Source organism: Hoylesella pleuritidis (assembly GCF_963541955.1).
Taxonomy (GTDB): domain Bacteria; phylum Bacteroidota; class Bacteroidia; order Bacteroidales; family Bacteroidaceae; genus Prevotella; species Prevotella pleuritidis.
The window spans coordinates 1-12,968 of the sequence record NZ_CAUTUT010000012.1; the positions used below are offsets into that span (position 1 = coordinate 1).

Consider the following 12,968-nt stretch of genomic DNA (forward strand, 5'->3'; position numbering starts at 1 on the left):
ACACACACACACACACACACACATCGCACCTGGTGTAGTAAATATTTTCTAAATCTTTCATACGCGCGCGAGGACAGCCGCGTAAACTCCAATAAACAAAGGGCTCAACAGAGTTCCCTTTGTTCTGTTTTCATGCCCTTTCGTGAAGTTTGTAAGAGATAAAACAAACAAGACAATTCTATAATATTTAAACCAAATACAATTTAAGAATGAAATTAAAAAAAAGAAAAAAACAGTATGTAAGACCGACAGCGGAAATCATACCCATCTGTGTAGAATGTAAGGCGGCACCACCAATCACCATGTCCTGCAACCATATCCCGGCGTACGACGATGGAGAATTGAACGCCAAACAGTTCGATTTCGATGATGAAGAATGGGATTTCAATACTGACAACCCATAGAGTGAATATAAAAGGAAAACAAATAAGATTTTAAAAGAAAGAAAACAATGAAGAAAAAATATCTGATCAAGGCGGCATGTCTGTTCTCTGTAGCCATGTTGATGGGGTGTGCACAAGAAGAAGACAACAGTAAGACCGAAAAGAAAGGGCGTGCATCGTTCACTACCCAAGAAAGTTCATCTTCAACTCGCACCACAGGCATATACAGCGGTTCCGGTATCAACTTTTACTGGACAGAGAAAGACTATGTTATTTGGCTTATAAAGTCCAATGGTGATCTTATGAAGTCATCAAGTAGTAGTGTAAGAACCAGAACTGCCAAGGCGACCTTTTATTTCGATGATTATAATTACGAACTTAATGAAAAGAGTTATAAACTGCGTTATGTAGGTAATGGTTATAGTGACTATATAACATCTTCTGACAAAGTAACTATAAAAGCCGTGCAAAAACAAGACAAGCCTAATGATGCCGAACATATTGGCACCGATGGCGACTGTGGTACCGCCACTGCGACATATGTCGGTGAAAACGAAGATGGTAGACATCATTACAGTTTCCGTCTTCAACATCAAGCCACTTATCTTACTTTCATGCCTTATAGTACCTCTTCCAGCAATATGAAACTTACAGAAATCATAGTTCAAGCAGACCAACCCATTGCCGGAACCTATAACTTTGATGATAATGGACTTAAAACCGACAATCCTACCTCTCCATCGAATACTATTACACTGAAATTGCAAGAGTCTCAGTTCCCTATTCCTGACAGACCTTCTCCTGATAAAAATGCCGCCATTATGGTGCTGGCACCGGGTTATTACTCTTCGCTCAAAGTGACATATAAACTCAAAAATAGCAATGGAAGCATCGAAACCCAGTCTAGAACCTACTCTGGCCTAACTCTCAAAGCCGGCAAGAACAAACCAGTGAAATACAATTTAGCCTAATTACCCAAAAAACAAAGCAACCGATCCCCATTGGAACAATCAGCTCTGGGCTATTACGCCGGCAGCAAGCCGGAACTCATTGGCGTCGGCGGTTACTTATTGGTCGTCTTCACCGTGTCCGTGGCATTATACAGTCGTTGCGTATGGTTTGGGATTCTACGAGTTCGAGGGCACCGCGCTTATAGACAGCTTCACCCGTCCCAACGGATTCCGTTTATGGCTTGCCCAGTGAATCTCAATCAATTGCAACAGATTTTAATTCACTATATAACACTTTTATTCAATTAATAAATATCCATACCCTCGTCTGCACAAGGACTGTAACAGGAACAAACAACGACTCATACTTCCGTAGTGCACAGATTATACTTCCGTTACCGACGATTTATACTTTCGTGAGGCACGACTCATACTTCCGTCATTAACAACTGTATATCCGTCGCCCGCAGGTCGTATATTTGATACAAGCAACTATAATAGTTCTTACAGACACAAAACAATAAAAACTATGGCTTTTTGGAAAAGAATCAAAATGAAAATCAATGGATTGTGGTATCCTAAGTCGGTATTGGTAGGTACACCCGTTACCACCAAACAAGTGGCTGAGCGGCTCGCACGTGAATCTACTGTGAGTCTGGCCGATGTCTATGCCGTACTGTTGTCATTGGGTAGTGTACTGGGCGACTATATGTCGCAGGGCCGCTCGGTAAAGCTTGATGGTATAGGTTCATTCTACTTCACAGCTACAGCCAATAAAAACGGCGTTGCCAAAGAAGAAGACGTATCTGCCAAACAGATCAATGGCGTGCGCGTTCGGTTCATTCCTGAGACGAGTTACAAACAAAATGGCAGCACGCCAGCCGGCCGCCGTGCCACCCGCAATCTCACGGATGTGAGTATCGAGTGGGAAGAGTGGAAAGGCGTGAAGAAGAAACCGAAACCGAAACCGAAACCATAAGAATTACGAATAGAGGGATATTGAATGACTGCCCTCAATACAATGTAGAATGAATGATGACGAATTGCTCCTATATCAGAACAATTCGTCATCTTCTTTTTTGTACGCATTTGTCTGCGAACAAGATAGGGGGTTATTTTCTATCTGCTTACCACAATTGCAGGCGCTGTTCTTTTGGCAGGAACATCTTGTTATCAGCTTTCACGCCGAAAGCTTGGTACCAGGCGTCGATGTGAGGTAGCGCACCGTTGACGCGCCAGCGACCCAATGCGTGCGGATCGCTCTTGGTACGGTTGCGGATTTCCTGCTCGGTAATATTCTGGCCCCATACGCCGGCGTAAGCCAGGAAGAAGCGCTGCTCGGGCGTGAAACCATCGATTGTAGGCAGCGGATGATTCTTCGTTGCATTCTTAAAGGCTGTGTAAGCTACTTGCAAGCCTCCGTGGTCGGCCAGATTCTCGCCCAGAGTGAGCTGACCATTGGCATTGAGATCGGGCAAGACCTTGATGGCCGAGAAGAAGTCGGCGTACTTTCCGGTTCGGCTATTGAAATTGGCGGCATCGCTCTTGGTCCACCAGTCGGTCATATTGCCGCTCTTGTCGTAGTGGCGGCCCTGATCATCGAATCCGTGTGTCATCTCGTGGCCAATCACTACACCGATAGCTCCGTAATTGAAAGCATCATCCGCCGACATATCGAAGAACGGCACCTGCAAGATTCCGGCAGGGAAACAGATCTCGTTAGTTGTAGGATTGTAGTAGGCGTTCACCGTCTGCGGCGTCATCAGCCATTCGTCGCGGTCCACGGGCTTGCCGGCACGGTGATCAATCTCCCATTTCGTCCAGAACTTTCGGCACGCCATTACATTGGTCAGTAACGACTGCTCTGCATCTATTGTGAGACCCGAAAGGTCTTTCCATTTGTCGGGATAGCCTATTTTGACGTAGAATGTGCGAAGCTTGTCAAGCGCAGCTGCCTTTGTCTTCTTGCTCATCCACGTCTGCGCACCGATTCGCTCGGCCAGTGCCACTTGCAGATTCTTCACCAACGCCTCCATTCGGGCCTTGGCCGAAACGGGGAAGTAACGCTCTACATACATCTTACCAAGCGCTTCGCCCATCTGCTGCTCTACCATATTGGTAGCGCGCTTCCAGCGAGGATAGTTCTCCTTGCGTCCGGAAAGTACTTTTCCGAAGAAGTCGAAGTTGGCCGCTACGATAGGATCGCTCAGATAACCGGCCGAACTATCTATAAAGTTCCACTCGATATAGGCACGATAATCGTCTGCATTCATCGCGGTGATGAGTTTATCAACACCAGCTACGAATGCGGGCTGCCCTACGACCATTGTTTGAATATACTTGCTGTCTACACCCTCGGCATTGAGTTCGCGGGCCAACTGTACATTCGGGTAGCGCTTCTCAAATTCTTTCAGCGTCATCTTGTGATAGTTGGCCTCTACATCGCGCAGTTCAGTACGACTTTTGCTGATACGTGCCAGCGCAGTTTCAATGTTCATTACACCGCGCATCTTGGTCTCGGCCTGTGCTGCTGTAAAACCGAAAAAACGAAACATCCGCACGAGATGCTGCTTGTACGCTTCGCGAATGGCCGTCGTAGCCGAATCAGTGTCGAGGTAATATTCCTTTTGCCCCAGCGTGAGTCCGCCCTGATGCACAAGCAAGATATTCATCTTGGCGTTCTTCTCGTCGGCATCAAAACTGGTATTCATAAAGCCCGAGATACCGTAGGGGGCATATTTCAATCGCAATGTTTCAAGATCGGCCACGCTTTTAGCACTCTCAAACGAATGAATGAACGGCATTACAGGCGACACGCCCTCGCGATTGAGTCGGTCGGAATCCATCGCCAATTTATAGAAATCGCTCAGCTTCCGCTCGATCGTACCCTTGGCGTACGAGCCTTTCATCAGCTCAGCAAGGATAGCATTGATACGTTTGTTGTTGTCCTGTCCCAAACGATCGAAACTACCGAAACGTGAATAAGCAGCGGGTAGGGGATTGTTCTTCATCCAGCCACCACAAGCAAACTCGTAAAAATCGTCACCGGCTTTCACACTTGGGTTCAGGTTAGCCGGGTCGACGCCCGACTTCAGCTGCTTCTGCGCCATTCCCGCAATCGGAGTGGTTGCCAACATCAGCAGCGGAATCATTCTTTTCATTCTCATAATTGGTCTATTTAATTGGTAAGTAAGTTTATTAATTTATAAGTAGACAAGTGAACGAGGTTACAAACAACTCATAAACCCGTTAACTCCATCCGTTCTAATTCTTCTGCCAGCATCATCCAGCGCTCGTTCTCTGCATCCAGCGTACGCTGGGTAGATATATATTCTGTGACGAGCGTCATATCCGAAGCATTCGCAGGATCGGAAAGCAAGCTGTTGAGTTCGGCGATCCGTTTCTCCATCGACGCAATTTTCTGCTCACAATCTTTCACAGCCTTAGCTGCTTTGTTGCGCTGCTTCATCTGCGCTTTGCGCTCGGCATAAGAGAACGAGGCTGCATCCCGCTTCACGTCTGTGTTCTCACTGCGCGACGAACCCGCAACCTGTTTCGGTGCATCTTGTGCAGGAAAACTGCCCAAGCCGGCTCCATCAATCTTCCGCAATACAGCTTCGATAGCCGCGCCGCGCCTCTGCGACGGAATCGCATCGCCTAAGATATGTTCCGTCACACGCCCGTTCCCGAACTCAAAAACTTTAGTCACAAGGCCATCTAAGAAATCGCGATCATGACTCACGATAATGGCCGTGCCCTCAAAGGCTTTGATAGCCTCTTTCAAAACATCTTTTGAAGGCATATCGAGATGATTGGTCGGCTCGTCGAGAATTAATAAATTGACCGGCTCTAACAGTAACCGAATCATCGCCAGACGACTACGTTCGCCGCCACTCAGCACTTTGACTCTCTTATCGATGTCGTCGCCGCGAAACATAAATGCGGCAAGAATATCCTTGATACGGAGTCGGATATCGCCGCGTGCCACGTTGTCGATCGTCTCGAAGACAGAAAGATTCTCGTCAAGTAGCTGTGCCTGATTCTGTGCGAAATAGCCGATCTGCACGTTGTGTCCTATTTTGAGTACTCCCGAATAAGGTATTTCGCCCATTATGCATTTCACTAACGTAGACTTACCTTCTCCGTTTCGCCCGACAAAAGCCACTTTCTCACCTCGTGAAATGGTAAAGGTAACGTGAGAAAAGACAGTGTGCCCTCCATAACTTTTTCCTACATTCTCACAAATAATCGGGTAATCGCCACTTCTTAGGCACGGCGGGAACTTCAAGTGCATTGCACTGTTGTCTATTTCATCCACTTCGATCGGCACAATTTTAGCCAACTGCTTGATGCGTTGTTGCACTTGCACGGCCTTAGTTGCCTGATAACGGAATCTGTCTATGAAAGCTTTGATGTCGGCAATCTCCTTTTGTTGGTTCTCGTAAGCACGCAATTGTTGTTCGCGCCGTTCCTTACGCAACTCCACATATTCGTCGTACGTCACGCGATAGTCAATTACGCGTCCGCAACTAATCTCCAAAGTGCGATTGGTAACATTGTTGATAAACGCACGGTCGTGGCTCACCAGCACCACAGCCTTGGCCGACTGCACCAGAAACTGTTCTAACCAGCGAATCGATTCGATGTCGAGATGATTCGTTGGTTCATCCAAAAGCAATACATCCGGATGACGCAATAGAATCTTAGCCAGCTCGATTCGCATTCTCCATCCGCCACTGAACTCTGCCGTGGGGCGCTCTAAGTCTGTGCGTTCAAAGCCCAATCCCGTAAGTGTGCGTTCGATTTCTGCCTCATAATTCTCGCCACCCATCATCAGAAAGCGCTCTTGTTCTTGTGTGAATCGTTCTACAAGAGCGAGATAATCCTCGCTTTCATAGTCTGTACGTTCGGTCAATTCACGGTTCATCTGCTCGATGTGCTCCTTCATCCGAGTGTTATCGGCAAACGCTTTGCGGGCTTCTTCGCGCACAGTTGTATCGTCTTGCAACACCATTACTTGCGGCAGATAGCCCACCGTAGTGTCGCCTGGCACAGCCACTACGCCCGCCGTAGGTTTCTGCTCGCCGCAAAGAATCTTCAACATCGTTGACTTTCCGGCACCGTTTTTTCCCACAAGTGCAATTCGGTCGCGGTCATTGATGACGAAACCCACATCTTCAAACAGCGGTTTCACACCGAATTCTACCTTCAATCCTTCTACTGAGATCATCTCTCTATACGTTATCCATCAGAAAGTTACAGACCTTGTGCCATCCGCCTGCTCTTCGATTGTCACCTTAACGGCATTTTCGGGCAAAAGTTCTTCAATGAGTTCAGGCCACTCCAAGAAACAGATGGCTCTGCTATAAAAATAATCTTCGTAGCCCATATCATACACTTCTTCAAGCTTCTTGATGCGATAGAAGTCGAAATGATAAATAAGCTCGTCTGTTTTTGCCGATCGATATTCGTTGACAATAGCAAAAGTAGGCGACGTAATGACATCATCCACACCGAGCTCTTCGCATACCGCCTTGATAAACGTGGTCTTTCCGGCACCCATCTTGCCATAGAACGCAAAGACAGTAGCCTTGCCCATCCCGGCGATGAACTCTCGGGCAGCTTCGTGAATGTAGTCTAATGATGTGATTTTAATTTCCATTCTATTTATTGTTTGTACTTGTTCTCTCGTTTACTACGCTTCTCATCCTCCCATTCGTCTTCTCGGCGTGAGCGTAACTAACGGAATAAGCATCTCTTCCATTGAGATTCCGCCGTGCTGAAACGTATCTTTATAATAAGGTACATAGTAATTGTAATTGTTGGGATAAGCAAAGAAAGCTGCACCCGAAGCAAAAACGTAACTCGTGCTGAGGTTAGGCGCAGGTAGCTGCGCCTCAGCCGGCGTCTTGATCACGAACACTTCGCGAGGATTATAATTGAGATTCTTACCCAATTTATAGCGGAGATTGGTGTTGGTATTGCGATCTCCGATAATCTTTACAGGCTTCGAAACCCGTATCGAACCATGATCCGTGGTGACAATAACTTTATAATCCATTTCCGCAAGTCGTTTAAAGAGTTCAGAAAGGGCTGAATGGCGAAACCAACTTTGTGTAATCGAGCGATAAGCCGACTCGTTATTGGCCAATTCGCGCACCATCTTCGATTCGGTACGAGCGTGCGACAGCATATCGATAAAGTTGACAACAAGCACATTCAAATCGTTATTGCGGATGTCATTGAGCCGCTCGACAAATCGTTCTGCACCTGCAGAGTCGTTCACTTTAGTATAAGTGAATGTACTATGACGCCGATAGCGGTCTAATTGGGTCTGTATCAACGGACTTTCATTGATGTTTTTGCCTTCTTCCTCGTCCTCATCCACCCAGAGTTCGGGATACATTTCGGCGATGGCAGCAGGCATCAGACCACTAAAAATAGCATTGCGAGCATATTGTGTGGCTGTGGGAAGGATGCTGATGTACATCTCTTCACTGATGTCGAAGCGCTCACCCAATTCGCGGGAAACCATTCGCCACTGATCGAAACGGAAGTTATCGATAACGATTAAGAACACTTTCTCACCACAATCGAACAATGGGAACACCTTCTTTTTGAAAATATCGGTACTCATTAGAGGTCTGTCCGAAATGCTATCTGCCTGCCGTGGAGTCACCCAAGACAGATAATGTGCCTTGATATATTTGGCAAACTGTGTGTCGGCATCCTCTTTTTGCATTGCCAACAACTCTGTCATCGCACTGTCTGAACCCGCAAGTTCGAGTTCCCAATGTACCAATCGCTTATAAACTTCCATCCAATCAGCCCACGAGCGGCATTCACTCATCTGCACGGAGATTTGCTGAAAGGCTTGCTGATAACCGCTTTGAGCAGCTTCTTTCACGATATCCTTACTGTGAATATTCTTTTTTAATGTCAGCAAAATCTGTTTGGGATTGACCGGTTTGATGAGATAGTCGGCAATTTTAGCACCTATTGCCTGATTCATTATATCCTCTTCTTCGCTCTTGGTGATCATTACTACAGGCGTAGAGGGTTGAATCTCCTTGATACATTGCAGTGTTTCGAGGCCTGTCAGGCCCGGCATCATTTCGTCGAGAAGTATCAAATCGAATGTCTGTTGCCTGCAAAGGTCGATGGCATCAGTACCGTTGCTGGCTGTGACGACTTCATATCCCTTGCTGCGCAGAAACAAGATGTGCCCTCTGAGCAGCTCAATCTCGTCGTCTGTCCACAGTAATAATCCGTTGTTCATATCTCAAAATCTTCAAGTTTCGCAAGCTCAACTTGTCTGTTTTCAAGTTAACCAGTTGACGAGTTAACGAGCATATCACTTGTTTATTCATCTACTTGTCCACTCGTCTACTGCTGAACTTACGAAAGTTTAGTTCTAAAATCCTTCCAATTCGTAATATTCATCTTCCGGATCGAAAGCTTTTTTCTCCTTCTTCTCCGTTTTTTTGACGATGGGTTGTTTCTTATTCGTTTTCTTGTCTACCGTTTTCGGTTTGACAGTCGTGTCTAATACATTATTGAAATAGAGGCCGGTTTCGTTTCTTTTGGGCACAGTCGGGGCCATACTATCAGGCTTTGTAGCTACCTCTTCGGGCTCAATGAGTAACGGGAGCATACTCACTTTAAGTGATGCAAAGTGCTTGGCATAAAACCGGTCATAATCATCGTAACTGTAACCACGCCCAATCAACTCCAAATTCGACCTGCTGATGATAAATTTGCGAGCTTCTTTCATCAGTCGGACAATACCGCGTTGACCATAAAGTCGGCGTGCATATTGTAACGCCTCATCGTAGTTACGAAACCCGCTCACCAGCATCCGGTGCACTCCTTCTACATCTTCGATACCGATGTCGAAGTTACGCACGAGAAAACTCGTAAAGTTGAATCCGGCAAGTTGGAACAAAAGACGATGCTCGTCGACTGAATCCGGTCGGTAAGCAATGACAAACAGAAAATCGGCATTGCGATCGTTACTGAATGTGTGCACTGTAATCGAATCGCTGTCTGCACCCACCCGGCTACGCATAGCCCACACATCGCCGATGTCAAATTGCCCTGTGTGCAGTCGCCTACCTGCATTCACCCCTTTAATGAGCATTCCTGCCATTTCACTCAACGAACTCTCGGGATATCGGGTCACTACTTCGGTCATATTGTTGAGACACGCCTGCGCATCGCCTTCATTGAGTTTGCTCAGTCCGTTGATGAATATAAACTTATCGCGGTTGGCTCCTTTGGGAAACTTCTGTGCCGAGAGATGGACATTTCCCATTGCTTCGGCATAGCGACCGGCCTTGAATGCCGCATACGTAGCTGTGTAGAGCGAGTCTTCCAAATGCACTCCTACGCGGGCATTTTCTCTAAAATAAGGGTCTGACAAGATGCTTGTCCATTGACTTTTGGGATACTCTGCTTTGAGTTTTTGCAGAAATAGTCCGGCTTGGGTCGGTTGATTGCACCGCGAATAGAGCAGGAACAGATGGTAATAAACCTCATCCAAATGCTCGAATGTGCGATATTCGGCAACTATTCGCGTGAGTTCCCGCTCGCTCAAAGTTAAGTTGTCGAGTTTGTCCTTGAAAATCACGCCCGCGTGAAACAGTCCGTCGACCAACAGTCGGTTGCTGGCAGCCAACTGCTCTGACGTGAACGGAATTTGTGCCAAATAGTATTCGCGACGATGCGGATCGTTTTGTACACTGTCTTTGGACGCTTGGGGCGGAGCAAGGAGCGGATCCTCAGATACAAGGGAGTCGCGATCCCATTTCGATCGGCGGTCTTCCGTATTGAGACCGGCCACTACCGTCTTGTTGATTCGTTGCCAATTGTCCACGTTCTCACGCCTTCCCCAAAGTCGTTGAAATGCGGTCTTTCCCTCATTGATTATCAATGGGTTATAGAAATACCACAAATCGCCCTGCGATTGACCGTTAAACGCAGTGCGATTAACGGTCAATCGCAGGGCAATTAACGGTCTTTCGTTAGACGATTGGATCGTTCTTGTAGAATCGAGAGCATCGCGTTGCATTTTTTCCTGTCGTTTCAAGGCTATTATCACGCGATCAATGGCAGCATTGCGAGCTTTCTCATCCATCCTTGCCAACGTTTGAAGACTGTCTTGCAGATAGACTGTCTCAATGTGAGGTACTAATTCGTCGAGCACGGCCGACCGCTCACTGAGTTGCTCATAGTCGCTGCGATCTTTGTCAAGCAGACCGATGGCCTCGCCATAACAGCGTCGGGCATCGCTGAACCGTTGCTTTTTCCAATACAAATTACCTAATTTGAGCAGTAAAACACCCTTTTCCGTGCCATTACGTACGCTCTTTTGATTTCCTTTTTCGTATGCAGCGATGGCGCGGGCAGTATCTCGTCGGGCCAAGAAGATATTGCCTTCGGCATAATAGATTTGGTCGAGAAAATCCTTGTTGTTATCCGATGAGGCCATTCGTTCAAGTCGATGAAGCTGTTTCTTGCCTTGACCTGAGGCCGAAACCTCTGTCATCGCAATGCGAGCATTGAACGCCAGTTCGTAAGGAGGATGCTGACGAATGACTCGTCGGAATGCTCTATTGGCCAGTTCTTTACGTCCTAAGGCTGCTTCCAACTGTCCCATCAAGTACCATTCGCGTGCTCGCTGTTTGCGACGAAGTTCGTGCCGGATAACCTTTTGCAGATAAGGGATGGCCTTCTCATAATTACCAGTACGGATATAATAATCCGCATAGGTGTAATCCCACTCCTTGACAGCTCGCCAATCTAACGAATCGCGCTGCATATTGCGAATTACTTCCTCAGCGTCGTACATCCATCCTTGTTCTATGTAGCATTTGGCAAGCCATGCACGGGCTTTCCCATAGATGGCAGGTTGTGTGGAATAGAGACGACTCATATAAGCAAACGTCGAGGCAGCATCCTCGAATGCGCCTTTATGAAATTGTGACTTACCCATCAGCAACCACGCTTTCCACAGGAAAGGATTATACTCCCGACGACTCAACCACTCGATATCTTTCTGTGTTTTGCGCCGCCCTGGTGTCCAGGTAGGACGTCGTTTAATGCTGTGTTGATGTATGGCTTTCTTTGCTTTGGTAATAGCTATCTCGAAGTTGGCACTCCCTAAATCTATACTTGCCTTATTTCCTACCGTATAAAGTGGTATCAGTTCGGTGAAATTATCGTGATTGCCATTCTCTTTTTCTAATGAGCCGTCGATATAAGCTACCGAACCATTATAGTATGTATTGTAATTCGCCGTAAAAGCGTGCCACAATCTACTCTGCGAAGTGTTTTGCTTCACAGAGCATCCTATTGCCATTACGTTGAGTATCAGCATCAGGAAGGGAGCGATATGTCTTTTGTCAAGCCGTGGCACGAGGTTGTCTATACATTGAAGTGAGTGTCTTGGCGATTTTGAACAGGGCGTAAAGGATGATACTTACAAAGATAATGGAGGCTCCCGAAGGAACGTTTAGCGCATAAGAGATGGCAAGTCCGCTAAGGCAATCGGCCCATCCGATAACGATGCTGAGGCCAATCATTCGCTTGAAACTATATGTAAAGAGGTTGGCTGTCATCTGCGGGATGGTCAAAAGACTGATGGCAAGGACGATACCCACCATTCGCAACGTCGAGACAATGGTCATAGCAATAAGCGCCATCATCATATATTCGATGAAAGTAACGGGCAAATGCTGAGAGCGTGCAAAACAATTATCAAACGAGACACTGAGAATGGAACGATAAAATAAGGTGAAAATGGCAATTACCACAATTGATAGGCCTGCCAAAAGCCATAAATCGGCTTTGCCGATAGTAAGGATACTACCGAAAAGAAACGACGGAAGGTCAGGCATAAAACCTGGCGTAAGAAAGCAACAGATGATTCCCACGCTCATCCCGAATGTCCAAAAGACGGCTATGGCAGAATCTTCGCGCACGTCGCCACGTTGAGAAAGCCACTGCACTCCACACGCACTGAGCACCGCAAAAACCATTGCCGAAATCACAGGATTGATGCCTGAGAAGACGCCGAGTCCTATTCCGCCAAACGAGGCGTGTGTAATACCGCCACTGATGAACACCAATCGTCGCGTAACGATGTAAGTTCCGATGAATCCGCAGACGATACTTGCAAGCAGAGAACCTGCCAAAGCGTTCTGAAAAAAGGCGTATTGAAGTATTTCCATACTATTGCTTGTTTATCCTTCGGTCATTAAGAAAACTTCGTCTTTGAGTTGGTTGGGCAGATCGATACCGCGGAGCGTAAGGCTGCGAGTCCATCCCCGCACCTCGTCGGGACGCATCGTGTAGAGCACTTCGGCAAACAACGCCGCCTCGTTGTCGGTATATCGGTCGGCCGGTCGGCCTCTGAAAACATCCAACTCCTCATCATCATAATATTCAATGGGCTTGGTAGCAGCCTCCATCATACATTCCTGTTCGCACCATTCGTCGCTGCCACTGCACGTAGCACAATCTGCTGAGGACGGGAGAACGATTCTTTCGTCGTCTCCTTTCCGGTGAACGAGCATACTGAATGCAGCCGTGAGTACACCGAGCGCGATGAGTGCAATGATGAGATAACCCATTT

The 12,968-nt window shown here is 47.0% G+C and carries 10 protein-coding genes; 3 read left to right on the top strand and 7 right to left on the bottom strand.

Annotation, left to right across the window (positions count from 1 at the left end; all coding sequences use genetic code 11):
- Positions 1 to 451: 451 nt before the first annotated feature.
- The 3 genes from RWY97_RS06330 to RWY97_RS06340 all read left to right on the top strand — a co-directional run bounded on the left by RWY97_RS06330 (position 452) and on the right by RWY97_RS06340 (position 2,312).
- Positions 452 to 1,354: a hypothetical protein gene (locus tag RWY97_RS06330; RefSeq protein WP_315566165.1), complete on the top strand. Its 903-nt coding sequence runs from the start codon at positions 452 to 454 to the stop codon at positions 1,352 to 1,354.
- 79 nt (positions 1,355 to 1,433) lie between these two features.
- Entirely contained in the window at positions 1,434 to 1,586 is a 153-nt protein-coding gene (locus RWY97_RS06335) for a hypothetical protein (RefSeq protein WP_315566167.1), read from the top strand.
- Between the two features lie 276 nt (positions 1,587 to 1,862).
- Positions 1,863 to 2,312: an HU family DNA-binding protein gene (locus RWY97_RS06340; RefSeq protein WP_315566168.1), complete on the top strand. Its 450-nt coding sequence runs from the start codon at positions 1,863 to 1,865 to the stop codon at positions 2,310 to 2,312.
- Positions 2,313 to 2,460: 148 nt separating this feature from the next.
- On the opposite strand, the gene RWY97_RS06345 is transcribed toward RWY97_RS06340, so the two are convergent.
- From RWY97_RS06345 to RWY97_RS06375, 7 genes are all read right to left on the bottom strand, one after another.
- On the bottom strand, positions 2,461 to 4,500 hold the full coding sequence (locus RWY97_RS06345) for a M13 family metallopeptidase (protein WP_315566170.1): 2,040 nt from the start codon (positions 4,498 to 4,500) through the stop codon (positions 2,461 to 2,463).
- 71 nt (positions 4,501 to 4,571) lie between these two features.
- Positions 4,572 to 6,563, bottom strand: a complete 1,992-nt coding sequence (locus tag RWY97_RS06350) for an ABC-F family ATP-binding cassette domain-containing protein (protein ID WP_315566172.1) — start codon at positions 6,561 to 6,563, stop codon at positions 4,572 to 4,574.
- A gap of 18 nt (positions 6,564 to 6,581) precedes the next feature.
- Positions 6,582 to 6,995 (bottom strand): tRNA (adenosine(37)-N6)-threonylcarbamoyltransferase complex ATPase subunit type 1 TsaE, encoded by a 414-nt coding sequence (gene tsaE, locus RWY97_RS06355; protein WP_025065961.1) that lies wholly within the window; start codon positions 6,993 to 6,995, stop codon positions 6,582 to 6,584.
- Between the two features lie 42 nt (positions 6,996 to 7,037).
- Positions 7,038 to 8,612 carry a T9SS response regulator signal transducer PorX gene (gene porX / locus RWY97_RS06360; RefSeq protein WP_315566173.1) on the bottom strand — a complete coding sequence of 525 codons (1,575 nt, stop codon included), beginning with the start codon at positions 8,610 to 8,612 and terminating at the stop codon, positions 7,038 to 7,040.
- Between the two features lie 135 nt (positions 8,613 to 8,747).
- The gene (porW, locus tag RWY97_RS06365; protein WP_315566175.1) at positions 8,748 to 11,711 is read right to left on the bottom strand and encodes a type IX secretion system periplasmic lipoprotein PorW/SprE; all 2,964 of its coding nucleotides are present in this window, start codon (positions 11,709 to 11,711) and stop codon (positions 8,748 to 8,750) included.
- A gap of 25 nt (positions 11,712 to 11,736) precedes the next feature.
- Complete coding sequence (locus RWY97_RS06370; RefSeq protein WP_273177973.1) at positions 11,737 to 12,564, bottom strand: metal ABC transporter permease; 828 nt, start codon at positions 12,562 to 12,564, stop codon at positions 11,737 to 11,739.
- 12 nt (positions 12,565 to 12,576) lie between these two features.
- Complete coding sequence (locus RWY97_RS06375; protein ID WP_273177970.1) at positions 12,577 to 12,966, bottom strand: hypothetical protein; 390 nt, start codon at positions 12,964 to 12,966, stop codon at positions 12,577 to 12,579.
- Between the last annotated feature and the right edge of the window lie 2 nt (positions 12,967 to 12,968).

Coding starts and splice junctions, on each gene's coding strand:
- RWY97_RS06330 (WP_315566165.1), top strand. CDS start 452: ATGAAGAAAAAATATCTGATCAAGGCGGCATGTCTGTTCTCTGTAGCC.
- RWY97_RS06340 (WP_315566168.1), top strand. CDS start 1,863: ATGGCTTTTTGGAAAAGAATCAAAATGAAAATCAATGGATTGTGGTAT.
- RWY97_RS06345 (WP_315566170.1), bottom strand. CDS start 4,500: ATGAGAATGAAAAGAATGATTCCGCTGCTGATGTTGGCAACCACTCCG.
- RWY97_RS06350 (WP_315566172.1), bottom strand. CDS start 6,563: ATGATCTCAGTAGAAGGATTGAAGGTAGAATTCGGTGTGAAACCGCTG.
- tsaE (WP_025065961.1), bottom strand. CDS start 6,995: ATGGAAATTAAAATCACATCATTAGACTACATTCACGAAGCTGCCCGA.
- porX (WP_315566173.1), bottom strand. CDS start 8,612: ATGAACAACGGATTATTACTGTGGACAGACGACGAGATTGAGCTGCTC.
- porW (WP_315566175.1), bottom strand. CDS start 11,711: ATGCTGATACTCAACGTAATGGCAATAGGATGCTCTGTGAAGCAAAAC.
- RWY97_RS06370 (WP_273177973.1), bottom strand. CDS start 12,564: ATGGAAATACTTCAATACGCCTTTTTTCAGAACGCTTTGGCAGGTTCT.
- RWY97_RS06375 (WP_273177970.1), bottom strand. CDS start 12,966: ATGGGTTATCTCATCATTGCACTCATCGCGCTCGGTGTACTCACGGCT.